The sequence below is a fragment of the Ferrovibrio terrae genome, from assembly GCF_943372915.1.
GTDB lineage: Bacteria > Pseudomonadota > Alphaproteobacteria > Ferrovibrionales > Ferrovibrionaceae > Ferrovibrio > Ferrovibrio terrae_A.
This window is the reverse complement of record NZ_CALSAN010000007.1, coordinates 1-25,956: the sequence shown is the minus strand read 5'-3', so window position 1 is coordinate 25,956 and position 25,956 is coordinate 1. Positions and strand designations below refer to the sequence as shown.

General features: G+C 62.7%; 22 protein-coding genes. 17 read left to right on the top strand and 5 right to left on the bottom strand.

The annotated features are described in order from the left end of the window. Nucleotides 1-56: 56 nt before the first annotated feature. The 5 genes from AAG821_RS06695 (at nt 57) to AAG821_RS06675 (ending at nt 7,606) form a co-directional block, all read left to right on the top strand. Nucleotides 57-1,958: a propionyl-CoA synthetase gene (locus AAG821_RS06695; RefSeq protein WP_341909489.1), complete on the top strand. Its 1,902-nt coding sequence runs from the start codon at nt 57-59 to the stop codon at nt 1,956-1,958. A 3-nt stretch (nt 1,959-1,961) separates the two neighbouring features. Beyond that, nucleotides 1,962-3,347, top strand: a complete 1,386-nt coding sequence (locus AAG821_RS06690; RefSeq protein WP_341909491.1) for an AmpG family muropeptide MFS transporter — start codon at nt 1,962-1,964, stop codon at nt 3,345-3,347. 166 nt (nt 3,348-3,513) lie between these two features. After that, a complete protein-coding gene (locus AAG821_RS06685; RefSeq protein WP_341909493.1) occupies nt 3,514-4,383 on the top strand; it encodes a GNAT family N-acyltransferase in 870 nt (289 codons plus the stop codon). Between the two features lie 132 nt (nt 4,384-4,515). Continuing rightward, nucleotides 4,516-6,048, top strand: a complete 1,533-nt coding sequence (locus AAG821_RS06680) for a long-chain fatty acid--CoA ligase (protein ID WP_341909495.1) — start codon at nt 4,516-4,518, stop codon at nt 6,046-6,048. Between the two features lies 1 nt (nt 6,049). After that, nucleotides 6,050-7,606: an acyl-CoA synthetase gene (locus AAG821_RS06675; RefSeq protein WP_341909497.1), complete on the top strand. Its 1,557-nt coding sequence runs from the start codon at nt 6,050-6,052 to the stop codon at nt 7,604-7,606. Here the strand turns inward: AAG821_RS06675 and AAG821_RS06670 are convergent. After that, nucleotides 7,603-8,640, bottom strand: coding sequence for an NAD(P)/FAD-dependent oxidoreductase (locus AAG821_RS06670; protein WP_341909499.1), 1,038 nt, complete (start codon nt 8,638-8,640; stop codon nt 7,603-7,605). The genes AAG821_RS06675 and AAG821_RS06670 overlap by 4 nt on opposite strands. A gap of 331 nt (nt 8,641-8,971) precedes the next feature. Here AAG821_RS06670 and AAG821_RS06665 point away from each other — a divergent pair, with 331 nt between their 5' ends. Continuing rightward, nucleotides 8,972-9,454: a PAS domain-containing protein gene (locus AAG821_RS06665; RefSeq protein ID WP_341909501.1), complete on the top strand. Its 483-nt coding sequence runs from the start codon at nt 8,972-8,974 to the stop codon at nt 9,452-9,454. A 4-nt stretch (nt 9,455-9,458) separates the two neighbouring features. On the opposite strand, the gene AAG821_RS06660 is transcribed toward AAG821_RS06665, so the two are convergent. After that, nucleotides 9,459-10,367 carry an EamA family transporter gene (locus tag AAG821_RS06660; protein WP_341909503.1) on the bottom strand — a complete coding sequence of 303 codons (909 nt, stop codon included), beginning with the start codon at nt 10,365-10,367 and terminating at the stop codon, nt 9,459-9,461. A 231-nt stretch (nt 10,368-10,598) separates the two neighbouring features. Between AAG821_RS06660 and AAG821_RS06655 the strand changes: the two genes are divergently transcribed. The 3 genes from AAG821_RS06655 (at nt 10,599) to AAG821_RS06645 (ending at nt 14,060) form a co-directional block, all read left to right on the top strand. Further along, nucleotides 10,599-11,471 (top strand): bile acid:sodium symporter family protein, encoded by an 873-nt coding sequence (locus AAG821_RS06655; protein WP_341909505.1) that lies wholly within the window; start codon nt 10,599-10,601, stop codon nt 11,469-11,471. Between the two features lie 244 nt (nt 11,472-11,715). Next, nucleotides 11,716-13,557 (top strand): methyl-accepting chemotaxis protein, encoded by a 1,842-nt coding sequence (locus AAG821_RS06650; protein WP_341909507.1) that lies wholly within the window; start codon nt 11,716-11,718, stop codon nt 13,555-13,557. Then, a complete protein-coding gene (locus AAG821_RS06645; protein WP_341909508.1) occupies nt 13,557-14,060 on the top strand; it encodes a chemotaxis protein CheW in 504 nt (167 codons plus the stop codon). The genes AAG821_RS06650 and AAG821_RS06645 overlap by 1 nt, the downstream gene beginning before the upstream one ends. Nucleotides 14,061-14,114: 54 nt before the next feature. Here the strand turns inward: AAG821_RS06645 and AAG821_RS06640 are convergent, their stop codons facing one another. Continuing rightward, the gene (locus AAG821_RS06640; protein ID WP_341909510.1) at nt 14,115-15,662 is read right to left on the bottom strand and encodes a YifB family Mg chelatase-like AAA ATPase; all 1,548 of its coding nucleotides are present in this window, start codon (nt 15,660-15,662) and stop codon (nt 14,115-14,117) included. A 359-nt stretch (nt 15,663-16,021) separates the two neighbouring features. On the opposite strand from AAG821_RS06640, the gene AAG821_RS06635 reads away from it, so the two are divergent. From AAG821_RS06635 to AAG821_RS06625, 3 genes are all read left to right on the top strand, one after another. Next, the gene (locus tag AAG821_RS06635) at nt 16,022-16,609 is read left to right on the top strand and encodes a TMEM165/GDT1 family protein (protein ID WP_341909512.1); all 588 of its coding nucleotides are present in this window, start codon (nt 16,022-16,024) and stop codon (nt 16,607-16,609) included. Between the two features lie 145 nt (nt 16,610-16,754). Continuing rightward, entirely contained in the window at nt 16,755-17,732 is a 978-nt protein-coding gene (locus tag AAG821_RS06630) for a tripartite tricarboxylate transporter substrate binding protein (RefSeq protein ID WP_341909514.1), read from the top strand. A gap of 175 nt (nt 17,733-17,907) precedes the next feature. Next, the gene (locus tag AAG821_RS06625) at nt 17,908-18,447 is read left to right on the top strand and encodes a hypothetical protein (protein ID WP_341909516.1); all 540 of its coding nucleotides are present in this window, start codon (nt 17,908-17,910) and stop codon (nt 18,445-18,447) included. A 10-nt stretch (nt 18,448-18,457) separates the two neighbouring features. Here the strand turns inward: AAG821_RS06625 and AAG821_RS06620 are convergent, their stop codons facing one another. After that, nucleotides 18,458-20,416, bottom strand: coding sequence for a sulfatase-like hydrolase/transferase (locus AAG821_RS06620; protein WP_341909518.1), 1,959 nt, complete (start codon nt 20,414-20,416; stop codon nt 18,458-18,460). Between the two features lie 217 nt (nt 20,417-20,633). Here AAG821_RS06620 and AAG821_RS06615 point away from each other — a divergent pair, with 217 nt between their 5' ends. The 4 genes from AAG821_RS06615 to blaOXA all read left to right on the top strand — a co-directional run bounded on the left by AAG821_RS06615 (nt 20,634) and on the right by blaOXA (nt 24,643). Continuing rightward, complete coding sequence (locus AAG821_RS06615; protein ID WP_341909519.1) at nt 20,634-21,806, top strand: phosphoserine transaminase; 1,173 nt, start codon at nt 20,634-20,636, stop codon at nt 21,804-21,806. A gap of 85 nt (nt 21,807-21,891) precedes the next feature. Continuing rightward, nucleotides 21,892-23,466 carry a phosphoglycerate dehydrogenase gene (gene serA / locus AAG821_RS06610; protein ID WP_341909521.1) on the top strand — a complete coding sequence of 525 codons (1,575 nt, stop codon included), beginning with the start codon at nt 21,892-21,894 and terminating at the stop codon, nt 23,464-23,466. 90 nt (nt 23,467-23,556) lie between these two features. Beyond that, nucleotides 23,557-23,826, top strand: coding sequence for a hypothetical protein (locus AAG821_RS06605; protein ID WP_341909523.1), 270 nt, complete (start codon nt 23,557-23,559; stop codon nt 23,824-23,826). 61 nt (nt 23,827-23,887) lie between these two features. Next, nucleotides 23,888-24,643, top strand: a complete 756-nt coding sequence (gene blaOXA / locus AAG821_RS06600; RefSeq protein WP_341909525.1) for a class D beta-lactamase — start codon at nt 23,888-23,890, stop codon at nt 24,641-24,643. On the opposite strand, the gene AAG821_RS06595 is transcribed toward blaOXA, so the two are convergent. Then, nucleotides 24,640-25,350 (bottom strand): YggS family pyridoxal phosphate-dependent enzyme, encoded by a 711-nt coding sequence (locus AAG821_RS06595; protein WP_341909526.1) that lies wholly within the window; start codon nt 25,348-25,350, stop codon nt 24,640-24,642. The genes blaOXA and AAG821_RS06595 overlap by 4 nt on opposite strands. Nucleotides 25,351-25,439: 89 nt before the next feature. On the opposite strand from AAG821_RS06595, the gene AAG821_RS06590 reads away from it, so the two are divergent. Continuing rightward, the coding region (locus AAG821_RS06590) for a thiamine phosphate synthase (protein WP_341916236.1) at nt 25,440-25,956 on the top strand (517 nt) is incomplete at its 3' end.

The following is a 25,956-nucleotide window of genomic DNA, read 5'->3' as shown; positions in this document are numbered from 1 at the left end:
TGCGATGGGCACGATCTGCTATAGATCGTGCAAAGAACAAAAGCAGGGAGGGGCGGATGTCTGGCCGCTACGAACAGGTTTACGCAGCAGCAAAAGCTGACCCTGAGGGTTTCTGGGCCGAGGCAGCAAAGGCCCTGCGCTGGTCCAAGCCCTGGGACCGCGTGCTGGATGCATCCAATCCGCCGTTTTACCGCTGGTTTGCCGGCGCTGAATGCAACACCTGCTACAACGCGCTTGATCGCCATATCGAGGACGGCCATGGCGAGCGCATCGCCCTGATCTACGATTCACCGGTCACCAATACGATCCGCCGCTTCACCACGCTGGAACTGCGCGACAAGGTGGCCAAACTGGCCGGTGTGCTGCAGGCGCATGGCGTGCAGAAGGGCGATCGCGTCATCATCTACATGGCGATGACGCCTGAAGCGGCGATGGCCATGCTGGCCTGCGCCCGGATCGGCGCGGTGCATTCCGTGGTGTTTGGCGGCTTTGCGCCGCGTGAACTGGCCACCCGCATCGACGATGCCAAGCCGAAGTTAATGATTGCCAGCTCCTGCGGCCTGGAAGCTGGCCGCGTGGTCGAATACAAGCCGTTGCTCGATCAGGCCATCGATATGGCCGCGCATAAACCAGCCGCCTGCCTGGTGTTCCAGCGGCCGATATATGCCGGGCCGATGACGGCGGGCCGCGACTTCGATTTCGATGCCGAAATCGCCAAAGCGCAGCCGGCCGATTGCGTCCCGGTGCAGGCCACAGATCCGCTCTATGTGCTCTATACGTCTGGCACCACCGGTATTCCCAAGGGTGTCGTGCGCCAGAATGGCGGCCATATGGTGGCACTGCACTGGTCGATGAAAAATATTTACGGCATCAATCCCGGCGAGGTTTTCTGGGCCGCCTCGGATGTCGGCTGGGTGGTCGGGCATTCCTACATCGTTTACGCGCCGCTGCTCTATGGCTGCACCACGCTGCTCTACGAAGGCAAGCCGGTCGGCACGCCGGATGCCGGCGCCTACTGGCGCGTGATCGAGCAGCATAAGGTGGTGGCGCTGTTCACGGCGCCGACGGCCTTCCGTGCAATCAAGAAGGAAGATCCAAAAGCCGAGCTGCTGAAGAAGTATGATCTCAGCCACTTCCGCACCCTGTTCCTGGCTGGCGAACGCGCTGACCCCGATACGGTGAAATGGGCAGAGGACAATCTGCACAAGCCGGTGATCGATCACTGGTGGCAGACCGAGACAGGCTGGCCGGTAGCATCCAACTGCATGGGTATCGAGGTTCTGCCGGTGAAGCATGGTTCGCCGACGCGCATCGTGCCGGGCTACGATGTTCAGGTGCTGGATGACGACGGCCATCCGGTCAAGGCTGGTGATATCGGCAATATCGTTATCAAGCTGCCGATGCCGCCAGGTTGCCTGCCGACACTGTGGCAGAACGACGAGGGCTACAAGAAAAGCTACCTCGCGCGGTTTCCCGGTTACTACAACACCGGCGATGCCGGCTTCATCGATGAGGATGGCTATATTTTCATCATGAGCCGCACTGACGACATCATCAACGTCGCCGGACACCGCCTGTCTACCGGTGGCATGGAGGAAGTGCTGTCCTCGCACCCCGATGTCGCCGAATGTGCCGTGGTGGGTGTGGCCGACCAGCTGAAAGGCCAGGTGCCGCTCGGCTTCGTGGTGCTCAAGGCCGGCGTGACCAAGCCGGAGGACCAGATCCTGCGCGAGCTGGTGCAACTGGTGCGTGACCGAATCGGGCCGGTGGCTGCCTTCAAGCAGGCCGCCGTGGTGAAACGGTTGCCGAAGACGCGTTCGGGCAAGATACTGCGTGGCACCATGCAGAAAATCGCCGACGCGCAGGACTATCGCATGCCTGCCACCATCGACGATCCCGCCATCCTCGGCGAGATCTCCGAGGTGCTGCAGCCGCTCGGCTATGCCAAGCGGCCCTGATCGGTGACGCTGGGCACGCGTGTTTCTGCTTCGCTCGCGGCTCTGGCGGTCTATCGCGACCGCCGCGTGCTGGCGATTTTGGTCCTCGGCTTCGCCTCCGGCCTGCCGCTGGCGCTGACCGGGCAGACACTGCAGGCCTGGCTGAAGGAATCCGGCGTTTCACTGCAGTCGATCGGGCTATTCGCGCTGGTCGGCGTGCCCTATACGCTGAAATTCCTCTGGGCCCCCCTGGTCGATCGGCTGCCATTGCCGCTTCTGACGCGTTGGCTGGGCCGGCGGCGCAGCTGGCTGATCTTCGCGCAGGCCATATTGATGGCCGCAATCGTCGCATTGGCCTTCAGCAATCCCGGCCAGGCGCTAGCCGTCACGGCCCTTTGCGCCGTCGCTGTTGCCTTTGCCTCGGCGACCCAGGATATCGTCATCGATGCCTGGCGCGTCGAAATCCTGGAGCAACGCCAGCTTGCCGCTGGTGCGGCCTCCATCGTGTTTGGCTATCGCATCGGCATGCTGGTGTCCTCGGCCGGTGCGCTGTATCTCGCCGACCAGTTCGCCTGGCCGCTGGTCTATCTCGCCATGGCTGCGCTGCTGGTGATCGGCGCGGTGACGGTGTTGCTGGTTGGCGAGCCGCAGGCACAACCGCGCGGCGATGCCGAGCGTCGGTTTGCCGAAGCGCAGGCCTGGCTGGCGACCCGACCGCATCTGTCGGGGCCGCTCGCCGGCGCGATGGCCTGGCTCTATGCCAGCGTCGCCGGGCCGTTCCTGCAGTTCATGTCGCGCAAAGGCTGGGTCGGTATCCTGCTGTTCGTCATGCTGTTCAAGCTGGGTGACAGCCTGGCGGGCGTGCTGGCCACCAGTTTCTATCTGGATATCGGATTCACCAAGTCCGAGATCGCCGAGATCGGCAAGCTCTATGGATTTGGCGCCACCATGCTCGGGCTTTTTCTCGGTGGCTGGCTGATGCAGGCGGTCGGGCTTTACCGCGCGCTCTGGGTCTGCGGCCTGCTGCAGATGGGCTCCAATCTGCTGTTTGCCGTGCTGGCCATGCGGGGTCACGATCTGTGGTTCCTGGCGTTGACGGTGGGTGTGGAAAATCTGGCCAGCGGCATGGGTACGGCAGTGCTGGTCGCGTATCTCTCGGCGCTCTGCGACGTTGCCTACACGGCCACGCAATACGCCCTGCTGTCTTCGCTGACCGCGGTGGCCCGCACCCTGCTGTCATCCTATGCCGGCTTCCTGGCCGGCGCCTTCGGCTGGCCGCTTTTCTTTGTGCTGACCACCCTGGCCGCCCTGCCGGGTCTTGCCCTGCTGGCATGGCTCACCCGCCGTGGCGCTGAAACCCGGCTGGATACGCGCCGGCCCGGCAGTGTCACCGCCGCAGCCGAGGATTGATCCGCAGCCGAATCGCTTCGGCGCCGCTTCACAGGCAGACGCTATATTTAGGGGTTGCAGTCGCTGTGTGACCGCAACATATTTCCCTTGAATACGCGTTTTAATATATGTGTCATAGATTTGACACTATTGCATCATCGTGTATAGCGATAGTCGGAGTATGAACATGCAGTTGCCTCTCTCCGTCCCGTCGACCCTCCCACAGCCCCGCGCTTCACGCAGCGGCTGGCAGTGCACGTCTGCCGACGGCCGGTTCGAGGTGCGCCTTACGCGCAGCCCCGAAGATATCACCGCGGCCCAGCGTCTGCGCTATCAGGTGTTCTATGAGGAAATGGCAGCGGAGCCTTCGCCGGAGATGGCCCGTCTTGGTCTTGACTTTGATCAGTTCGATCGCCTTTGCGATCACCTCATGGTGTTCGACCGTCGCCGCCCCGAAGGCGAACAGGCTGTAGGCACCTATCGTCTGTTGCGGCGCCAGTTTGCCGAATTGCATGGCGGCTTCTATTCCGCGTCGGAATATGACCTGCAGATCATGCTCGATTATGTCGGTGTCGGCGGCGGCCTGCTGGAACTCGGCCGCTCCTGTGTGCATCGCGACTATCGCACCAACGCCACCATCCAGCTGCTGTGGCGCGGCATTTCCACCTATGTCGCCGATCATGGCATCAGCTTCATGTTCGGCTGTGCCTCCTTCCCGGGCACCAACCCGCAAGACCATGCGCTGGCGCTCAGCTACCTGCACCATAACCATCTGCCGCCGCAGGAATGGCGTGTGCGTGCCCTGCCGGAGCGGTTCGTCTCAATGAATCTGATGCCGGCCGATCAGGTCAGCCCGCGCGCTGCACTGCATGCGCTGCCGCCCCTGATCAAAGGCTATCTGCGGCTGGGCGCCTATATCGGCGATGGCGCTGTGATCGACCACCAGTTCGGCACCACCGATGTGTTCATCCTGCTGCCGGTGGATCGCATCGCCCCGAAATACCAGAACCGCTTCTCGGCTGACGAAGGCCTGATCGTGACCGAATACCACGCCTGATCGGCGTAAATACCGGATCGATACCCGCGGCGCCGTCTACCGGCGCCGCTTTTGTTTGTGCAGCCCGCTGGGGCCTGTTGGCCCCGGGGCTGTTTGCGTAACATAGCCCGGAGGAAACAGTCCGGGGCGACCATGAATCTGGCGCATCTGCTGCATCGGGCAGCCAAAATCTGGGGCGAACGACCGGCTTTGTCCGTCGGCCGTGCTGTGCGGCTCAGCTACGCCGAGATGGGCCAGCGGGTGCCTCGGCTGGCTGCCGGGCTGGTCGCAGCCGGCAAGCTACAGCGCGGCGACCGTGTGGCGCTGCTGCTCAAGAATTGTCCCGAATACTGGGAGCTGATGTTTGCGCTCTGGCATGCCGGCATTGCCGCCGTGCCGGTGAATGCCAAGCTGCATGCGCGCGAGGTTGCCTGGATCATCGAGAATGCCGAGGCGAAGCTGGCGGTCGTCTCCGCCGCCCTGGCCGATGACCTGGCGCGGCTGACAAAAGATATTCCGGGCCTGCATGGCCTGATCGTTCTGGAAACACCGGCCTATACCGCGCTGTATGATGCAGCAGCCACGCCGATGGCCGAGGTAACGCCCGACGATCTGGCCTGGCTGTTTTACACGTCAGGTACCACCGGTCGCCCCAAAGGCGCCATGCTGACCCATCGCAATCTGTGGGCCGCAGTGATGAACTATTTCGCCGATGTCGATCATATCGACCCGCAGGACTGCATCATCCATTGCGCCCCGATCAGCCATGGCTCCGGCCTTTATGGCCTGCCGCATGTGGCGCGCGGTGCCAATCAGGTGATCCCGGAATCCGGCGGCTTCGATCCGGCCGAGACGCTTGATCTGATCGCGCACTGGCCGGGCTGCAGCTTCTTCTTTGCGCCCACCATGGTGCATCGCCTGATCCATGCGCCGCAGATCGCCGGTGCCGATACCGCCAATCTGAAAACCATCGTCTATGGCGGCGGACCGATGTATGTCGCCGACCTGCAGGAGGCCATGCGTGTGCTGGGGCCCAAGCTGGCGCAGATCTATGGCCAGGGCGAGGCGCCGATGACCATCACCGGCATGGACAAGCGCATGCATGTCGATTATGGCCATCCGCGCTATCTGGCCCGGCTCGGTTCGGCCGGCACGGTGCGCACCGATGTCGAGGTGCGTGTGGTTGATGCCGACGATAACCCGCTGCCCAACGGCGAAGTGGGCGAGGTGATCTGCCGCGGCCCGGTGGTCATGGCCGGCTACTGGCGCAATCCGGACGCCACCGCGCAGGCGTTGCGCGGTGGCTGGCTGCATACCGGGGATGTCGGCAGTTTCGACGATGACGGCTTCCTGACCCTCAAGGATCGCTCCAAGGACATGATCATTTCCGGCGGCAGCAACATCTATCCGCGCGAGGTGGAAGAGGTGTTGCTGCGCCATCCCGATGTCGATGAAGTATCGGTGGTGGGCAAGCCGCATGCCGACTGGGGCGAGGAGGTGATTGCTTTCGTGGTCGCCCGTCGTGGTGCGGCGCCGACGGCGGCGGCACTCGACGCGCTCTGCCTAGACCATATCGCCCGCTTCAAGCGCCCGAAGCAGTATCGATTTGTGCCGGCGCTGCCAAAAAACAACTATGGCAAGGTGCTGAAGACCGAGTTGCGTGCCGTGTTGCAGAAGGAAGCTTGAATTGTCGAATCTCGTCTACATCACCGAGCATGCCAAGAAGACACCTGCCAAGCCCGCGATCATCATCGCTGAGACGGGAGAGGTGACAACCTTCGGTCAGTTGGAAGCCGCCTCCAATCGTGCCGCCCATCTGTTTCGCAAGCTCGGGCTCGGCCATCGCAGCCATATGGCACTGGTGATCGAGAACCGGCCGGAGTTTTTCGAAGTCTGTTTCGGCGCCGACCGCGCTGGGCTCTATTACACACCGATCAGCACCCGCCTGAGCGCGCCTGAGATCGCCTATGTCGTCAGCGACGCCGGTGCCCGCGTTCTGGTGATCACCAGCGACTTTCAGGCCATGGCGGCGGAACTGCGCGCCCAGTGCAAGGGCGTCGAGCACTTCTTCATGATCGGCGGCCTGGCAGAGGGCTACGACAGTTGGGAAGCTGCCGTGGCGGCCATGCCGGCAACGCCGATTGCTGACGAGATGCAGGGCCGCGACATGCTCTATTCCTCGGGGACCACAGGCAAGCCCAAGGGCATCAAGCGGCCGATCAATGGCGATCCGGTCGGGGCACGCAGTTATTTCGTCGATAACGGTTACAGCCTTTATGGCTATGGTCCAGACATGGTCTACCTGTCGCCGGCACCGCTGTATCATGCAGCGCCCCTGCGCTACTGCATGCTGGTGTCGAAGGTCGGCGGCACGCTGGTCATCATGCAGGGCTTCGATGCCGAGGAGTCCCTGCGCCTGATTGAAAAGTACAAGGTCACGCACAGCAACTGGGTGCCGACCATGTTCGTGCGCATGCTGAAGTTGCCGCCAGAGCTGCGTAGCCGCTACGATCTCAGCTCGCATCGCGTCGCCATCCATGGCGCCGGGCCGGTCTCGGTTGCCACCAAGCAGCAGATGATCGACTGGTGGGGACCGGTACTGTTTGAGTATTACGCCGCCTCCGAAGGCAATGGCATGACCTTCATCACCAGCCAGGAATGGGTGGGGCACAAGGGCTCGGTCGGTCGCGCTATCATCGGCGAACTGCATATCGTCGATGACGAAAGCGGCGCGGAGCTGGGTGTCGGCGAGTCCGGTCTGGTCTATTTCGCCAATGGCCAGCCCTTCACCTATCACAACGATGACGGCAAGACGCAGCAGGCCTTCAACGACAAGGGCTGGAGCACGCTAGGCGATGTCGGCTATCTCGACGCGGAAGGCTATCTCTACCTGACCGACCGCAAGGCCTTCATGATCATTTCCGGCGGCGTGAATATCTATCCGCAGGAAGCCGAGAATGTATTGATCGAGCACCCCAAGGTTGCCGATGTGGCGGTGATCGGTGTGCCCAATGAGGATTTCGGTGAAGAGGTGAAAGCCGTGGTGCAGCCGGTCACCATGGCGGATGCCGGGCCGGCGCTCGCCGAGGAACTGCTGGCCTATTGCCGCCAGCATCTGGCCAGCATCAAATGCCCGCGCTCGATCGATTTCGAGGAAGCCCTGCCGCGCCATGCCACCGGCAAGCTGTACAAGCGTCTGATCAAGGACCGCTACTGGGGCAATCGTACCAGCCGGATCGTCTAGGCTTTGGGATTGCCGGGCGCGCCCTTCGAGGTCGAATATTCGAAATGCAGCGGTTGGCCGCCATGCAGCAGCGGATAGATGGCATGGGCGGCTGATGCGGCCTCGGCAAAGCCTGTCAGGATCAGTTTCAATTTGCCCCGATACGTCGCCACATCACCGATGGCAAAGATTCCGGGCACCGAGGTCTGGCAGGTGGCCGGATCGACCGGCAGGTGATGGCGCTCCAGCGCAATGCCCCATTGCGCGATAGGGCCAAGATCGCTCTTCAGGCCGAAGAAGGCGAGCAGGGCATCGGCGGGCAGCCGCTGGCTATCGCCTTCCAGGGATTTCACGGTCACACCGGTCAGCACGCCATTGCTGCCTTCCAGTGCGTCCAGCTGATAGGGCACGACGATATCAATGCCATGGCCGTTGAGCGCGCGCAGCTTGGCGACGCTGTCGGGCGCGGCGCGGAACTGGTCGCGCCGATGCACAAACCAGATCTGCCTGGCAATGCCATGCAGGGCCAGTGCCCAGTCCACCGCGCTGTCGCCACCGCCGGCAATCACGATCCTGCGAGCGCGGAAATCCTCGGCGCGGCGCACCAGGTAATGCACGCCGGTGCCGCCGGGCTGGCCTTCAAAGGCGGTGATATTATCCAGTGGCGGCCGATTGGGGCCGAAAGCGCCGGCGCCCGCCGCGATGATGACTGCACCGGCCTCGATCACGCCGCCCTTCGATGTGGTCAGCCGGAAGCCGCCACCGTTGCCGTGCGGCTGCTCGACTTTTTCCACGCACTGGCCCAGATGGTAGACCGGCTTGAAGGGCGCGCTCTGCTGTTCCAGCTGTTCCACCAGGCCGGCGCCGCTGATACGTGGGAAGCCGGGAATGTCATAGATCGGCTTTTCAGGATACAGGGCGCTGCATTGGCCGCCGAGGGCATCCAGCGCATCGATCACATGGCAGCTCAGGCCCACCATGCCGCATTCGAAAACGGCAAACAGGCCGACAGGGCCGGCACCGATGATTGCGACATCTGTTTTCTGAATGGCCATTGCTGCGGACGTATCCGTGCCGTTGACGGGCCCAGGGCCCGGGCGCCGAGGGTGAGGCAGGTTATTTAGCGGCTTCCGGGCGGTAGGGCTACCCTGCGGCAGGCCGGAAAACGGCCGATTCGGGGCCGGGCTCTGGCTTTGATGCCGCAGACGCCCCCCTGACGGCTCAAAGTCGAGGTTCGCTGGCTGAGCGGACGGTTACCAAATTTTTCGCGCGCAGGCTGTGATCTAATCGAAAAACCACTGGGTACAGTCATTCACCCTCCGCTCTGCTGTCCAGAACCGACGCCAAGCATCTGATTCAGCGAGCAACCGAGGCGCTCCGATGTTCATGCAGTTCAAACGCCGGATTTTCACCTATCATGACGACATGACCGATGTCGCCATCACCCATCCCAAACTGCGTGCGCTTTACGATTTGTGGAATGCCAAACGGGGCAGCCGACAGGCGCCGCCGCGCAGCGATTTCACGCTGGAAGAATTGCGGCCGTGGTTTGGACATCTGATGCTGCTCGATTGCCTCGACAATTATGAATACCGCTATCGCCTCTATGGTACGGCACTGGTCGGCATTTTCGGTTTCGACCTGACGGGCAAGACGGTCAGCGATGCGGCGGGACGGATCGGCGACAAGCCGCTGGACGAGTATCGCCAGGTGGTGCGTGTCGGCGCACCGGTCTATGCCTCGCGCATCAGCCCTTCGGCCCGTGAATATCTGCAGGTCGACAAGTTGGCATTGCCGCTGATGGAAGGTGGCGCCGTGACCAAGATTCTCGGCGCACTTTACTTGTCGGATACCGCCGAAGCCGCGTGAATTGTCACGCCTTGCTGCGCGCCGGCAGCGACATGGCCGCCACGCCGACGATCACGAACACCAGGCCAATCCAGGCTGAGCCGGCCAGGCTCTCACCCAGAAACACCACGCCGATGCCAACCCCGATCGGGATGCGCAGATAGGCCTGCGAAGTTGTGCCGACCGAACCCAGCGTGCGTACCAGGCGGAAGTAGATCACGAAAGCCAGTGCGGTGGAAAACACCGAGAGGCCAATCAGCGCCAGCAGGGAGGCCTGCGACGGCTGCAGCGTCCAGGGCTGATCGATGATCAGGCTGAGTGGCACCATCACAACAGCGCCGCAGAGCAGCGATCCGGTTGCCGGCACCATCGAATCGAGATGCTTGAAATTGTGGCCGTAGATGGCCGCGGCGCCATAGGATAGCGAGGCCAGCAGCATGGCCAGCTGGCCCCACAGGTCGCTGCCCAGATCGGTGAACACGCCGACACCGATAATCAGGCAGACGCCGCCCAGTCCCATGATGGTGCCGAACAGCTTGCGTGCCGATACGGCCTCATGCCGGGTGACCGCCCAGGTGATCAGGAAGGCGAAGATCGGTGTCGTGGCGTTCAGGATCGTTGCAAGGCCGGCCTCGATGCGGGTCTCGGCCCAGGCGATCAGGGTAAACGGCAGCACCGAGTTGATGCAGGCCTGGATCGCCAGATGGCGCCAGGTGGCGGCATCGCGCGGCAGGCCGATCCCGCGCAGGCGCAGGATCAGGAGTAACAGGCCACCAGCAATCACCGTGCGGGCGGCGATCAGAGTCACCGGCGGAATGGTCTGCACGCCCAGCTTGATGAAGGTGTAGGACGCACCCCACAGCGTCGCCAGCGTGGCCAGCAGCAGGAATTCGATCATCAATGGGCGGGGCTGGACTGCGGCGGCAACGGTCATGAGAGATACTGATCCTGGATATCTGGGCTTCGGCCGCACCATGGCATGCCGGTCGGGCGGAGGCATCGGCCAATGCTACGGTGTCGGCCGAAGCATTGCGACCCTGCGATTGCACCCCGACAATGCGCCAAGGCAGGCGTGGAAACCGCATCCTGCATCGCGTATCGTGATGCGAGCGGTGCCACGACACCGCCCGCACAATGCCGCTATAGACGGCAGGGAGGGAGCGCCATGGACGGCGATATCGTTACCGGCATTCTGCTGCCGGCCATTCTCGCATTCATCATGTTCACGCTGGGGCTGGGCCTGACGCTGGCCGATTTTGTCCGCATCGTGCGCCAACCGCGCGCGCTGCTGGTGGGCGTGCTGTGCCACTTCATACTGCTGCCAGTGATCTGCTTCCTGCTGATCAAGGCCTTCGGCCTGAGCGGCACGTTCGCCATCGGCTTCATGATATTGGCCGCTTGTCCGACCGGCACCACCTCCAACCTGCTCACCTATATCGCGCGCGGCGATGTGGCGCTGGCGGTCAGCTTCACGGCGGTGGCCAGTGTGGCAACGATCTTCACGCTGCCGCCGATTGTGATCTGGTCGATGCAGCATTTTTCTGGCGCTGCGCAGACCGTTTCCGTTCCGGTCGGCCTGATGATGGGGCAGATCTTCCTGATGCTGGGCGTGCCGGTGGGACTCGGCATGCTGGTGCGTCATCGCTGGTCGGCCGGCGCGCTGCGCTGGGAACCGCGGGCGACGCGGCTGGCGGCGATCCTGTTCATCCTGATCGTGCTGGGCGCGGTGGCCAAGAACTGGGCTCTGCTGCGCGACAATCTCGGCAGTCTGGCGGGCTTTGCCCTCACGCTCAACCTGGTCATGCTGGCCTGCGGCTTCGCAGTCGCCGGACTGGCAAAGCTGTCGCGGCGGCAGTCGGTCACGCTGGGGATCGAGACCGCGATCCAGAATGCGACACTCGCCATCGTGATTGCCAGCACCGTGCTGCAGGATGATGCGCTGGCGATACCCGGCGGCCTCTATGGCGTGCTGATGTATGCCGGCGGGCTGGTCTTCGCTTTTGGCATGCGGCGCTTTACCGAGGTCCACAATACCTAGTCAGCGCACTAACCCGGCTTCTCTAACTCAGTGCGTCCGCCGCATGGCCACAGCGCGCGCTATAGTAGACATGCGACCGGGCGCTACGAAGGAATGGCAGTGATTCGCTAATGATGTTAATTCCTGATAATCCGCCAATAATTACAGGTTTGTAATTCGAAACACCCGACATTTTTAGGCTTGATGCTTCCACCTAGCCGGGAGGGATCCGGCATCAAAAGCCTAAAGGTGGAAAATGTTCGGAATGTCCAAGGGGCCCAGCTCAAGTGATCTGAGGGCCCAGTTCGATGCCATTAACAAGGCGCAGGCGGTGATCGAGTTCGATCTGACCGGGAAGATCCTGCATGCCAACGAGAACTTCCTGAATGCGCTCGGCTATACCCTGGACGAGGTGAAGGGCCAGCATCACAGCCTGTTCGTCGATCCGGCCTATCGTGCCAGCGCCGAGTATCGTGACTTCTGGGCCAAGCTGGGGCGCGGTGAATACGATGCGGGGCAGTACAGGCGCATCGGCAAGGGCGGCAAGGAAATCTGGATCCAGGCCACCTACAACCCGATCTTCAACAGCAGCGGCAAGCCCTATAAAGTGGTGAAATTCGCCTCTGATATCACCGAGCAGAAAATGCTGATGGCCAACTACGAAGGCCAGCTCAGCGCCATCAGCAAGGCGCAGGCGGTGATCGAGTTTGACTTGAGCGGCAAGATTCTGCATGCCAACGAGAACTTTCTGAACACGCTTGGCTATACGCTCGATGAGGTGAAGGGGCGCCATCACAGCCTGTTCGTCGAGCCGGCGTTGCGTGAGAGCCAGGAATACCGTGACTTCTGGGCCAAGCTCGGTCGTGGCGAGTATGATGCCGCGCAATACAAGCGCATTGGCAAGGGCGGCAAGGAAGTCTGGATTCAGGCCAGCTATAATCCGATCATGGACGCCAATGGCCGGCCGTACAAAGTGGTGAAGTATGCCACCGACATCACGGCACAGACCCGTCTGGCGCAGATGACCCAGCTCGCAGTGCAGCAGGTTCAGGACGTGGTCGATGCAACGAAGGCCAACGATCTGACCCAGAGGATCGATCTCGATGGCAAGACCGGCGAAATCCGTTCGCTGTGCGCGGGGGTCAACGATCTGGTCGACGCTATGACCACGATCATCAGCAGCATTCGTGAGGCGTCCAACACCATCGCCGCCGCTTCAAACGAGATTTCCACGGGCAGCCAGGATCTGGCCAGCCGTACTGAATCACAGGCCGCCAGCATCGAAGAGACCGCCGCGTCGATGCATGAAGTGACCATGACTGTGAAGCAGAACGCCGATAATGCCCAGGCTGCCAATCAGCTCGCCTCTGCGGCCCGCGATACGGCCGAGAAGGGCGGTTCTGTGGTGCAGGACGCCGTTGTGGCAGTGACGCGCATTGAGGAAAGCGCACAGAAGATCAGCGACATCATCGGCCTGATCGACGAGATTGCCTTCCAGACCAACCTGCTGGCGCTCAATGCTTCGGTGGAAGCCGCCCGCGCCGGCGAAGCCGGCAAGGGCTTTGCTGTGGTCGCCCAGGAAGTCCGTGCGCTGGCACAGCGTTCGGCCAATGCATCAAAGGACATCAAGGCGCTGATCCAGGCCTCCAATACGCAGGTCAAGACCGGTGCCGCCCTGGTCAATCAGGCCGGGGGATCGCTGACCGAGATTGTCGGCGCGATCAAGAAGGTGTCTGACATCGTGGCTGAAATTGCGGCGGCCAGCCGTGAGCAGTCGACGGGCCTGGAGCAGATCAACACGGCGGTCGGCAGTATGGACGAGATGACCCAGCGCAATGGCGCTCTGGTTGAAGAGACTTCTGCCTCGGCGCAGTCGCTTTCCAGCCAGGCGCAGGAACTGGCTGAGCTTGTGCAGCGCTACAAGATCGACGGCCAGAGTGCTGAAGCAGGTTCCGTGCAGCGTAGTACTTCTGCCACAGTTACCCGGTTGCCGCAAAAATCGGCCGACAAGCGCCCGGCCCAGAAGATGGCCAAAGTGATTAAAGTGGTCGCCACCAATGGCAATGCTGCGGTCAAGCCGCAGGACAGCACGTGGGAGCAATTCTGATGGGCGCGGTTGTCGCTTCTGACGGTGGCATGCTCAGTCATGCCGAGCGGGAGTATCTCACTTTCGCAGCTGCCGGCCAGGAATATGGCATCGACATTCTGGCCGTCCGTGAAATCCGCGGCTGGACAGTGGAAAATCCGCTGCCGAATTGCCCGCCTGCAGTTCGGGGTGTCATCAATCTGCGGGGCCAGGTGGTGCCGATCTATGATCTGCGTATCCGGCTTGGGGCCGAGCGCAGTTCGCCGACCGCCACACATGTTGTGATTGTGGTTGAGGCCGCTGCTGGTTTCTATGGCCTGCTGGTCGATGCCGTCTCGGATATTCTCTCCGCGACAGCGGGCGAGCTGCAGCCGGTGCCGCAAACGGGGATGGAGGATGAGAACGCATTTCTGACTGCGCTTCTTGCACGCGAGTCGCGAATGGTCTCGTTCCTCGATCTGGATATCCTGGTTGGCTCCCGCATTCCGGATCATATTCGTGAGACGGAAAAAATCGCGGCATGACGGAGTCGTCGTGAGCAAAACCTGTAAAGGGCGCCGGCAACGGCGCCCTTTTTCTTACCTCACAAACCCCAGCCTGCGATAACTCAGCGCTTCCGCCACGTGGCTCCGGCGCACGCTGTCGCTGCCATCCAGGTCGGCCAGCGTGCGGGCCACGCGCAGCACGCGGTGATAGCCGCGCGCCGTCAGATGCATCGCCTTGGCAGCCTCGGTCAGCAGGTTGCGCCCGGCATCGTCGGGGGCTGCAATCAGCTCCAGCAGTTGGCCATCGGCCTGAGCATTGGTGCGGATCACGCTGCGGCCGTCTTTCGACAATCCACCGCTGCCGGTGCGGGAGTAGCGGTCGCGCTGGATGGCACGGGCCTGCGCCACGCGGGCAGCGACGGTGGCGCTATTCTCGCCAGGTGGCGGTGCGCTGAGATCATCGGGGCTGACGGCCGGCACTTCCAGCGTGAGATCGATGCGATCGAGCAGCGGGCCGGACAGGCGCGCCTGGTAGTCGCCGGCGCATTTTGGTGCCCGGCTGCAGGCCTGTGCCGGATCGCCGAGATGGCCGCAGCGGCACGGATTCATCGCGGCCACCAGCTGCACGCGGGCCGGATAGCTGACATGCGCATTGGCACGCGCCACCACGGCCTCACCGCTTTCCAGTGGCTGGCGTAAGGAATCGAGCGACTGGCGATTGAATTCCGGCAGCTCATCGAGGAACAGCACGCCCAGATGGGCAAGGCTCACTTCGCCCGGCCTGGCGCGATGGCCGCCACCGACCAGGGCTGCCATTGACGCCGAATGATGGGGCGCGCGGAACGGTCGCCGCCGCGTCAGCTTGCCCTCGGCCAGTTGACCGGCCAGCGAGGCGATCATGCTGACCTCAAGAATCTCGGCGGAATCGAGCGGCGGCAGGATGCCGGGCAGGCGTTGCGCCAGCATCGATTTGCCCGCACCCGGCGGGCCGATCAGCAGCAGGTTATGGGCGCCGGCCGCGGCGATCTCCAGCGCTCGCTTTGCGCTTTCCTGTCCCTTGATGTCGCGCAGGTCGGGCAGGGCGCGGTCGTCTTCCGCCGCGATGCCGGCCTGTGGCGTGGGCAGCACCTGGCTGCCCTTGAAATGATTGATCAGGGCCAGCAGCGATGGTGCAGCCAGCACCCGGGCTGCATCGCCGGCCCAGGCCGCCTCGCCACCCTGCGCCTGCGGGCAGATCAGGCCGCGGTCATTGGCATGGGCGGAAAGGGCTGCAGGCAGAATGCCGGTCACCGGGCCGATGGCGCCGTCGAGACCAAGTTCGCCCAGGGCCACAAAGCCGTCCAGGGCATCGGGCGGCAGCACGCCCATGGCGGCCAGCAGAGCCAGCGCGATGGGCAGATCGTAATGACTGCCCTCCTTGGGCAGGTCGGCCGGCGCGAGATTGACCGTGATGCGCCTGGGCGGCAGGGCCAGCCCGATGGCACCCAAGGCGCCGCGCACGCGTTCGCGGCTTTCCGCCACCGCCTTGTCGGCCAGGCCGACCACGGCAAAAGCCGGCAGGCCGTTGGCAAGCTGCACCTGCGCCTCGACCGGCATCACCTCGATGCCCTGGAATGCGACGGTACGGCAGCGTGCGACCATTCCGGCAGTTTATCGTTTGTTCCGCGGAACGCCAATACTTCCGATTGCGCTGCGGGCTTTCTTCTCGCGCGAAGCGAATAGAGGCGTATGCGCCACCGCATATCTTGGCAGCGCGGAGTATTCGCGCTACACCTGCACCGCACCCTTTGGGGAGTAGCCGTCCGCCGTCTTGCAGAAGATGAGCGGGGACAGCGTCAACAGACTAGGCGAGCGGAGACCAGCCCTCTTGCCTTGGCGCTTTCGGACCGAATCCACTTCGGTATGGCGAGACCTTAGGCTTGTACCGTTGCATCCCGGACCGGGCGGCGACGGGACAGCCTATGGCCAGTATCGCCGCCCGGTCCGTTTCGAGCTGCCCCGTGTTTTCAGACATTGCCCCAGATTTCGCCGGCCCGTTCCTCACGACCACCGGCGTGGTCGCCATCGCCGAAATCGGCGACAAGACGCAGTTGCTGTCGCTGCTGCTGGCCGCGCGTTTTAAAAAGCCGTGGCCGATCATGGCCGGGATCCTGGCGGCCACAATTGCCAACCATCTTGCGGCTGCGGCGCTTGGCGTGTGGATCGAAGGCCTGCTGGAACCACGCGTGCTGCGCTGGGTGCTGATTGCGTCCTTTGTCGCCATGGCTGTCTGGACTCTGATCCCGGACAAGCTGGATGATGATGCCGCGCCCAAGGCCGGGCGCTGGGGTGCCTTCCTCACCACGCTGGTGTTGTTTTTTCTGGCCGAGATCGGTGACAAGACACAGCTGGCCACCACTGCATTAGCGGCGCGTTTCGATGCCGTGCTGGTGATCACCCTCGGCAGCACCCTGGGTCTGATGCTGGCGAATGTGCCGGTGGTTTTCTTTGGCGAAGCCCTGTTGCGCCGACTGCCGCTGGTCCAGGTCCGCTACATCGCTGCCGGCGCCTTTGTCCTGCTTGCGCTGGCGGTGTTGCTGGCGGGGTGAAAATTTCGGCATCGGTGTGCAGTGCAAAACGGTTGCAGGTCCAACGAAATTGTTGGTCTGCCGGCAGCTTTGCCTTAAGAGTCTTGATCCTGAGGAAACGCGCGACAGCCGGATTGAACCGGCTCGCTTGGAAGGGAGAGACATTATGCGGCAGATTCTGACGTTAACGGTGGCGGTCTTGGCCGCAGCGACCTTCGGCGCGCATGGCGTGCAGGCGCAGGCATGGCCCGAGAAACCGATCACCTTTGTCGTGCCCTTCCCGGCCGGCGGCGGCACCGATGCCTTCGCCCGACCGCTGGCGGCGCATCTGGGCAACCAGCTCGGCAAGCAGGTGGTGATCGACAATCGCGGCGGCGCCGGCGGCACCGTGGGTGCCGGCGTAGCGGCGCGTGCGGCGCCGGATGGCTACACCTTCTTCATCGGCGGTGCGCACCATGCCATCGCGCCTTCGGTCTATCCGAAGCTGGATTACGATATCGAGAAGGATTTCGTGCCGGTCGCGCTGCTGGCGCAGCCGCCGCAGGTGGTGGTGATCAATACCAGCCGCACCTCGGCCACGACGCTGAAGCAGCTGATTGACGAGGCCAAGGCCAAGCCGGGCAAGCTGAGCTACGGTTCGGCCGGCAATGGTACTTCGCATCATCTGGCCGGCGAGTTGTTCAAGATCCTGACCAAAACCGACATCACCCATGTGCCCTATCGTGGCGCCGGTCCGGCCATGCAGGATCTCGTCGGCGGCCAGGGTATCGAGATGATCTTTGATGGCCTGGGATCCTCGGCAGCGCAGATCAAGGCCGGCCGCATCAAGGCGCTGGCGGTGGCATCGGCCAAGCGCTCGGCCGCTTTCCCCGATGTCCCGACTGCGAAGGAAGCCGGCCTCGATGGTTACGAGGTCTCGACCTGGTATGCCATGTGGGCGCCAAAGGGTACCCCGGCTGCGGTGGTGGATCGCATGGCCAAGGAAGTCACCACAGCAATGAACACGCCAGAGGTGAAGGAGATCTGGAAGAACAACGGTTCCGAGGTGCCCAACATGACGGGTGCCGCCTTCGGCAGCTTCCTCGGCACCGAGATCAAGCGCTGGTCTGAAGTGGCCAAGGCGTCTGGTGCGCGCATTGACTGACCGCAAATACGCGCTGGAATCTTGCTGATTCTGACGTCACGGTCGCCCGACATTCTCGGGCGACCGTTTTTGTATGAACTGTCACGAATATGCCGGTGGCTGCGCGTCCGGTGATTCGACTAGTATGCAGACACGCGCCGACCGCCATGGGGTCGCGGGCAAGAGAACGCAGACGATGACCAAGATTGCCGGCAAGAGCTACCGGAAGCCCGAGATCGAGACCCTGCTCGATGCGCTGAAACGCCAGACCAAGCGTGCGCGCAGGATGGCCGAAGATGCCATCCAGCGGATCAGCAAGGCCACCTACGAACCTTATTACGAATACCGCGACGCGCTCACCGAGATTGAGGGCGTGCTGGTGCTGATCGAAGACCGCATGGAGAATGCGGAGAAGGATGCCGCAGTCCAGCTGCGCGAGTATCACAGCCAGCTGATTGTCGACCTGCTGCGCATGAAGATCGATGTGGTGCTGCGGGTTTTCCCGGCACTCGAAGGCGCCGAGGTGCTGCCGGTCGGCACCCAGAAAGTCTTCCTGGCCACCATCTGGGAATTGCATGAAACCGTTGCTCGCATCGATCGCGAACATATCGAAGGCGTGCTGGACGAGGATGCGCGTAAGCGCCTTGTGGTGGCCGAGACCATCCTGCGCGAGGTCTCCGATCGCGCGCCGCGCCTGATGGAACTGGCAGCAGATGCCAACGCGCGCCTGACCTGAGCCGGTCTGTTTACTGACCTGCAGACAATTCGTGATATTGCCGCGCATAGAACATGCGATGCGCGGTCTGGGTTTGCGCCACCGCCTGTTTCAGGATCAGCGGCGGCACATTTTCCGGCGTGACCGGGTCCAGCTGGAACGGACCGGTTTGCATGCTATAGGGACGCAGAGCGCCCTTCGGTGTCAGCACCACGGCATTCTTTCCGTCGCCGAATGCGACATCGAAATTATGTGCCATGGCGATGCGCCCGCCACGCGGCGGCACCCGGCGCAGATCGACGCCGAAGAACGGACTGTCGTAGCTCAGGCCAAGCAGGCCGAGCAGGGTGGGGCCGACATCCATGCTTGAGCCGAGGACCGGGTTGCGCTGTGGCATGATGTGTTTCGGCGCCAGAAAGATCAGTGGTACGCGGAAGGCCTGTACAGGAATCTGCGCCGCACCCCAGACCTTGGGGCCGTGATCGCCGATCATCACGAAAATGGTGTCGTCGAACCAAGGTTTCTTGCGGGCCGCATCGATGAACTGGCCCAGTGCCCAGTCGGCATAGGCGGCAGCATGATCGCGCTTGTTAGGGGCGGGTTTCAGGTCGATCCGGCCTTGGGGATACATGAATGGGCGGTGATTGCTGACAGTCAGGCTGGCGAAAAAGAACGGCCCCGGTTCTGCCGCCATCTGGTCGATGCGTGCGAGGGCTTCCTTGAACATGAACTCATCGGCCACCCCCCAGATCGTCTTGAAGCCCTGGTCGGCGATATCGCTCTGGCCCAGCACCTGATCGAAGCCGATGGTCTTCCAGAAATAGCCCATGTTGTCGAAAGTGGTCGGCCCCCCGTACAGGAAGGCCGTGCGGTAGCCGAACTTATTCAGAAGAAATGGCAGTGAATTCATGCCTTCCGAACCGTCACGACGCGCCGTCGAAATACCAGGAATGGGCGGGAAGGAGGTGAAGATTGCCTCCAATGCGCGCACGGTGCGATCTCCGGTGGCATAGATATTGGTGAACAGCAGGCCATCTTCGGCCAGGCGGTGCCAGTTTGGCGAGATCGTTTTCCAGTAGTCGCGCTGCTTGTCCTGGTAAACGTCCTCGAAGTAGACCGAGCCGAAGGATTCTTCGAGGATCAGCACCACATTCAGCTTTTTGGCTGGTGTCGGTCCGTTGTCGACGCGACGGCGCAGGCTGCGCTCGCCCGGTGCGGCGAGGTTGACGGTATTGTTTTGTTGCACCATCTCGCGAACCAGTGGAAGCGCCTCTGCCTCGTCGATCCCGGCATAGACGCCGTCGTATTTACTGTCATTGGTGAAATAGGCATTCAGCATGCTGTGTATGCCATTCACCGCCAGTTCGTTGGCGGTTCGCGCTGCTACTGGTTCATAGGGACCGGATATGATGAAGGGAACCGCCACTGCCGTCGCTATGGCGGCAAGGGTAAGGCCGCGGCGGCGCTCGTTGGCTATGAAAGGGGCATCAAGCGCGCGATTAAGGCGACGCCAGAGAAAGGCATAGACGACCAGCACGATGATGCCGATCGGTGGCAGGTAATAGCGTAAGTCGAAGGACTCGCGGATATTGCCGATCACTTCCTTGGGGAAAATCAGGTAGTAGACCGCGATACCGTTAAAGCGGCTGTTGTATTCTTCCCAGAAGAACAGCTCGGCGACGGCACTGAAAACGGCCACGCCAAGCAGCAGGATCAACAGCAGATGGGCGAAGATTTTTCCGGGACGCCATTTCAGCGGGCGGGCAAATAGATAAAGCCCGGCAAGGAACGGCAGGCCGAGCAGGATGCCGGTGGCAGTGTCGTCCAGCAAGCCGATCAGCCAGACGGTGACAAATGACAGCATGGAGTCAGGGGTGTCGCGCGCCACCCAGATGGTCAGCACCATGCGGACGGCGGCGGCCAAGCCGATGAAGATGCCAATACACAGCAGCCAGAAACGCAGGCGCGGCGGGGAAAAAGCAGGGGTCATGACCAACCGGTTCTGGGAGGGGACGCCCGGTTAGATCATGCAGGCCTTACAGCCAGCTTGCAGGCCGCGACCCGCTAACCCTGTGAAAGCGAGGCACATTTTCCGCATCACCACACAAGGACGGATTCAACCGTTGCGCCCGCCCCCCGACTCCGGGTAGAAGGGCCGCGGGACACGCCCCCCCAACGGGGCGCTTACTATCTGGAAGGATAGACAGATGACTAAGCCTGCTCTGCGCCCCAATTCCGCGCATTTCTCCTCCGGCCCCTGCGCCAAGCGCCCCGGCTGGACCCCCGAAATCCTCAAGAACGCCCTGGTCGGCCGCTCGCATCGCTCGAAAGAGGGCAAGCAGCGCCTGGTGGACGTGATTGAAAATCACCGCAAGCTGCTCGGCATTCCGGCCGACTACAAGATCGGCATCGTGCCGGCCTCCGACACGGGTGCCGTCGAGATGGCCCTGTGGTCCATGCTGGGCGAGCGCGGCGTCGATGTGCTGGCCTGGGAAAGCTTCGGCGCCGGCTGGGGTTCGGATATCGCCAAGGAGCTGAAGCTCAAGGATGTTCGCACACTCAAGGCCGGCTATGGCGAAATCCCCGACCTGAAACAGGTCGACTGGACCCGCGACGTTGTCTTCACCTGGAACGGCACGACGTCTGGCGTGAAGGTGCCGAACGGCAACTGGATCGCCGATGACCGCCAGGGTTTGGCAATCTGCGACGCCACCTCGGCCGTCTTCGCCATGGATCTGCCCTGGGCCAAGCTGGATGTCACCACCTGGTCGTGGCAGAAGGCGACCGGCGGCGAAGCGGCGCACGGCATGATCGTGCTGAGCCCGCGCGCCGTGAAGCGCCTGGAAAGCTATACCCCGGCCTGGCCGCTGCCGAAGATCTTCCGCATGGCCAAGGATGGCAAGCTGATCGAAGGCATCTTCAAGGGCGAAACCATCAACACGCCGTCCATGCTCTGCGTCGAAGACATTCTCGATGCCCTGAAATGGGGCGAGAGCGTCGGTGGCCTGAAGGGCATGATCGCCCGCTCGGAAGCCAACCTGAAGGCGATCACCGACTGGGCTGCCAAGACCGCCTGGGTCGATTTCCTCGCCGGTGACGTCGCCGTGCGCTCCAACACCTCGATCTGCCTCAAGGTGGTCGATCCCTGGTTTACGGCGCTGGATGCCAAGAACCAGGAAGCTGCCGCCAAGCAGATCGCGTCTCTGCTGGAGAAGGAAGGTGTGGCCATGGACATCGCCGCTTATCGCGATGCCCCGCCGGGCCTGCGCATCTGGGGTGGCGCCACGGTGGAGACCGCCGATGTGGCCGCGCTCTGCCCCTGGCTCGACTGGGCCTTCGCGGAAGTGAAGGCGACCTACAAGCCGGCCGTCGCCGCCTGAACCCATTCACGGGCGCAGTTCCAAGAAGCCTTTCTGGGCTGCGCCCGTTCCTCTTCCCCATTTTTGAAAATCTGAGGACTATCCCATGGTCAAGGTTCTGATCTCCGACGAACTGAGCCCCGCCGCCGTCGACATCTTCAAGTCGCGCGGTGTCGAGGTTGATATCAAGACGGGCCTGAAGCCCGAGGAACTGCTCGCCATCATCGGCGATTATGATGGCCTGGCCATTCGCTCCGCCACCAAGGTGACGGCCAAGGTGCTGGAAGCCGCCAAGAAGCTGAAGGTGGTCGGTCGGGCCGGCATCGGTGTCGACAATGTCGATATTCCGGCTGCCACCGCGCGCGGCGTCTGCGTGATGAACACCCCATTCGGCAATTCGATCACCACCGCCGAGCATGCCATTGCCATGATGATGGCGCTGGCCCGCGAAATCCCGCAGGCCGACCGCTCCACCCAGGCCGGCAAGTGGGAAAAGAACCGCTTCATGGGCGTCGAGCTCTATGGCAAGACGCTCGGCCTGATCGGCTGTGGCAATATTGGCTCCATCGTCGCTGACCGCGCCCAGGGTCTGAAGATGCGCGTCATCGGCTATGATCCCTTCCTGACGCCGGAACGTGCGACTTCGCTGGGCATCGAGAAAGTCGAGCTGGACGAACTGTTGGCGCGTGCCGATTTCATCAGCCTGCATACCCCGCTGACCGAGCAGACCAAGAACATCCTGGATGCCAAGGCGCTGGCCAAGGCCAAGAAGGGCATTCGCATCATCAACTGCGCCCGCGGCGGGCTGGTCGACGAGGCAGCGCTCAAGGACGCGCTGGACAGCGGCCAGGTGGCCGGTGCTGCTTTCGACGTCTTCGTCACCGAGCCGGCGAAGGAAAACGCGCTGTTCAACCATGAGCGCTTTATCGCCACCCCGCATCTGGGTGCCTCGACCAACGAAGCACAGGAAAACGTTGCGCTGCAGGTAGCGGAACAGATTGCCGATTACCTGCTGTCGGGCGCCGTCACCAACGCGCTGAACATGCCGTCGGTTTCGGCCGAGGATGCGCCGAAGCTGCGCCCCTATATGAAGCTGGCCGAGCAGCTCGGCAGCTTCGTCGGCCAGCTGGCTGAGGCGAACCTGACCAAGGTGATGATCGAATACGAAGGCCATGCCGCGACGCTGAATACGCGTCCGCTGACGGCCATCGTGCTGGAAGGCCTGCTGCGCCGCCAGCTCAGCAGCGTCAACATGGTCAACGCACCGCTGGTGGCCAAGGAGCGCAATATCGAGGTCTCCGAGGTCAAGCATGACCGCGAGGGCGATTATCAGACCCTGATGCGCGTCACCATCCATGCCGACAAGGTGCGCCATCTCTCGGGCACGCTGTTCGCCAACAAGAATCCGCGTGTCGTCGAGATCAAGGGCATCGACATCGATGCCGAACTCGGCCCGAACATGCTTTACGTCACCAACGAGGACAAGCCGGGCTTCATCGGCCGGCTGGGCACCGTGTTGGGCGATGCCGGCATCAACATCGCTACCTTCCATCTCGGTCGCGCCGCGCGCGGCCAGGAAGCGATCTGCCTGGTCGAGGTCGATGGCCCGATCCCGGCGGCGGTGGCTGACAAGGTGAAGGCGATCCCGGGCGTCCGGCAGGCGACGCCGTTGCAGTTCTAAGTCAAGCCCTAAAACAATCCTTTACTGCTTTACGTGGGCCGGGTTGGCCGTTTAACTAACCCGGCCCCCTTTTATTTCAGGAGTATGATCATGGCTCGCTTGGCCCGCTTAGCTTTCACGCTTGCCCTGCCGCTGGCATTGATCGCCTGTGGGCCGCCTTCGACCGAAGAGGCGTTGAAGAAGGCCGAGCCGGCCAAGACCAAGGCGGCGCTGGAGAAGGCGCTCGGCAAGCCGACCGAATTGCAGAAGCTGGGTCCGCTGGAACAGTGGACCTATAAGACCAGCGATGGCTCGGTCACCTTCGTCATCACCGGCGACAGTGTCACGCTGGCATCCGGTGGCACCACCAAGAAAAACTGACGCCACACGACTGCCGATGTTAAAGGCTCTGGCTGCTGTATGCGGCCTGGTATTGTTTGGCATGTACAATGCGGCGGCGGCTGCTATCTGCACGCTGGTGGTGAATGCCATCGATGGCAATGTGCTGCATGAAAGTGGCGATTGTGCATCGCGGATCAGCCCGGCATCGACCTTCAAGTTGCCGCTGGCGGTGATGGGCTTCGATGCAGGCATCCTGCAAGATACTCACAAACCGGTATGGCCATATCGCCGGGAGTATCGCGTGTCACGGGAAGAGGCGCGGCAGGATGCCAACCCATCATACTGGCTGAAGGAATCCATCGTCTGGTATTCGCAGCAGCTGACCCTGAAGCTCGGCATGCCGGCCTTCCAACGCTATGTCGATGGTTTCGATTACGGCAACCGTGACCTCTCCGGCGATCCGGGCAAAAAGAACGGCCTGACCCAGGCGTGGCTCGGTTATTCCTCGCTGCAGATCTCGCCACGCGAGCAGATTGTTTTCCTGCGCAGGCTTCTGGATCGCAGGCTGCCGGCGTCGCGGGCAGCGCAGGAGAAGGCAATGACGAGCCTGCCGGTATTCACTGCTGATGGCTGGACCCTGCGCGGTAAGACCGGCAGCGGCTACCAGAGAGGCATCGGCGGCAATGTGGATCGCATGCAGCCCTTTGGTTGGTTCGTCGGCTGGGCCGAAAAGCCGGGAGAGCGAACTGTGGTTTTCGCCCGTCTAAGAAGGCTGGATGGTGGCCCTGCAATGGGCGCAGGTCCGCAGGCACGCGACAGCCTGCTCGTCGATCTGCCAAAGCTCGCCGGAAGCTAACCTGCGGGCGGGTAACTGCGGCCGCCAAAGATGGCACTGCCCACGCGCACATGGGTGGCCCCCAGCATCACGGCGGTTTCAAAATCGCTACTCATGCCCATGCTGAGCTGATCCAGCCCGTTGCGCCGGGCGATCTTGTTCAGCAGGGCGAAATGCGGGGCCGGTTCTTCCTCAGCCGGCGGGATACACATCAGGCCGACCACTGGCAGGTCCAGCGCGCGGCAGGCGGCGATGAAGGCGTCGGCCTCTTTCGGTCCACAACCGGCTTTCTGCGGTTCCTCGCCGGTATTGACCTGGATGAAACAGGGCAGGCGGCGGCCGCTCTTGGCAAATTCCTTGGCCAGTTCCTCAGCCAGGCTTTGGCGGTCCAGCGTGTGGATCACGTCGAAATGGGCCACGGCCTGTTTCACCTTGTTGGTCTGCAGCGGGCCGATCAGGTGCAGAACCAGGTCGGGATGCGATGGCCGCAGATCTGGATATTTGGCCATGCCTTCCTGCACGCGGTTCTCGCCGAAATGGCGCTGGCCGGCGGCCAGTGCCTCGATTACCGCTTCGGCGGGAAAGGTCTTTGCCACCGCGATCAGGGTCACGGCATCGGGCTTACGTTGCGCCGTCTCGGCAGCTGCAGCGATCTGCTGCCGGATGGCGGCCAGGCGCCCGTCGAGGGTGGTGGCAAGGTCAGATGCTTCCGATGGAGACTGGGGCATGGCACGCTGTAAAAATGAAACAACAGGGCCGCACGCTAGCAACCCCCGCATCACGGCGAAAGCCTGAGGCCTGGCCGTTGCGCTGGCTGGTGACAGATGCCAGGCGTTTACCCGATCCGCTGCCGGCGATCCGGCGCCTGCGACGGGGCGAAGGCGTGCTGTTCCGCCATTACGAACTGGCGCCGGCCCGGCGGCTGGCGCTGGCCCGGCAGGTCGCTGCGCTATGCCGCCGTCAGGACCTGGTGCTGCTGATCGCGGGGGATGTGCGGCTCGCCCGTGCCGTGCATGCCGATGGCCTGCATTTGCCACAGGGGCTGATTGGCCGGACGGCAGCAGCGCGGCGTGCCGGCCTGGGGCAGGTGACCGCCGCGGCCCATGATGCCGGTGCAGTGCGGCGGGCAGCACTCACAGGTGTGGATGCGGTTTTGATTTCGCCGGTTTTTGCCACTGCCAGCCATCCGGGTGCGGCAGGGCTGGGGGTGCTGCGCTTCGCCGCTCTGGCCACGCTCGCACGACACCGGGGGCTGATGGTCTATGCGCTGGGCGGCATTACCACTGCCAGCGCCAGACGGCTGCGGCATATCCCCCAAAAAGGAACCGCCGCCA

Excerpts from the sequence above, each read along its gene's own strand:
- blaOXA (WP_341909525.1), top strand. The coding sequence starts at position 23,888 with ATGTACAATGCGGCGGCGGCTGCTATCTGCACGCTGGTGGTGAATGCC.
- AAG821_RS06695 (WP_341909489.1), top strand. The coding sequence starts at position 57 with ATGTCTGGCCGCTACGAACAGGTTTACGCAGCAGCAAAAGCTGACCCT.
- AAG821_RS06595 (WP_341909526.1), bottom strand. The coding sequence starts at position 25,350 with ATGCCCCAGTCTCCATCGGAAGCATCTGACCTTGCCACCACCCTCGAC.
- AAG821_RS06670 (WP_341909499.1), bottom strand. The coding sequence starts at position 8,640 with ATGGCCATTCAGAAAACAGATGTCGCAATCATCGGTGCCGGCCCTGTC.
- AAG821_RS06645 (WP_341909508.1), top strand. The coding sequence starts at position 13,557 with ATGGGCGCGGTTGTCGCTTCTGACGGTGGCATGCTCAGTCATGCCGAG.
- AAG821_RS06680 (WP_341909495.1), top strand. The coding sequence starts at position 4,516 with ATGAATCTGGCGCATCTGCTGCATCGGGCAGCCAAAATCTGGGGCGAA.
- AAG821_RS06660 (WP_341909503.1), bottom strand. The coding sequence starts at position 10,367 with ATGACCGTTGCCGCCGCAGTCCAGCCCCGCCCATTGATGATCGAATTC.
- AAG821_RS06640 (WP_341909510.1), bottom strand. The coding sequence starts at position 15,662 with ATGGTCGCACGCTGCCGTACCGTCGCATTCCAGGGCATCGAGGTGATG.
- AAG821_RS06615 (WP_341909519.1), top strand. The coding sequence starts at position 20,634 with ATGACTAAGCCTGCTCTGCGCCCCAATTCCGCGCATTTCTCCTCCGGC.
- AAG821_RS06665 (WP_341909501.1), top strand. The coding sequence starts at position 8,972 with ATGCAGTTCAAACGCCGGATTTTCACCTATCATGACGACATGACCGAT.
- AAG821_RS06620 (WP_341909518.1), bottom strand. The coding sequence starts at position 20,416 with ATGACCCCTGCTTTTTCCCCGCCGCGCCTGCGTTTCTGGCTGCTGTGT.
- AAG821_RS06685 (WP_341909493.1), top strand. The coding sequence starts at position 3,514 with ATGCAGTTGCCTCTCTCCGTCCCGTCGACCCTCCCACAGCCCCGCGCT.
- AAG821_RS06655 (WP_341909505.1), top strand. The coding sequence starts at position 10,599 with ATGGACGGCGATATCGTTACCGGCATTCTGCTGCCGGCCATTCTCGCA.
- AAG821_RS06625 (WP_341909516.1), top strand. The coding sequence starts at position 17,908 with ATGACCAAGATTGCCGGCAAGAGCTACCGGAAGCCCGAGATCGAGACC.
- serA (WP_341909521.1), top strand. The coding sequence starts at position 21,892 with ATGGTCAAGGTTCTGATCTCCGACGAACTGAGCCCCGCCGCCGTCGAC.
- AAG821_RS06630 (WP_341909514.1), top strand. The coding sequence starts at position 16,755 with ATGCGGCAGATTCTGACGTTAACGGTGGCGGTCTTGGCCGCAGCGACC.
- AAG821_RS06605 (WP_341909523.1), top strand. The coding sequence starts at position 23,557 with ATGGCTCGCTTGGCCCGCTTAGCTTTCACGCTTGCCCTGCCGCTGGCA.
- AAG821_RS06650 (WP_341909507.1), top strand. The coding sequence starts at position 11,716 with ATGTCCAAGGGGCCCAGCTCAAGTGATCTGAGGGCCCAGTTCGATGCC.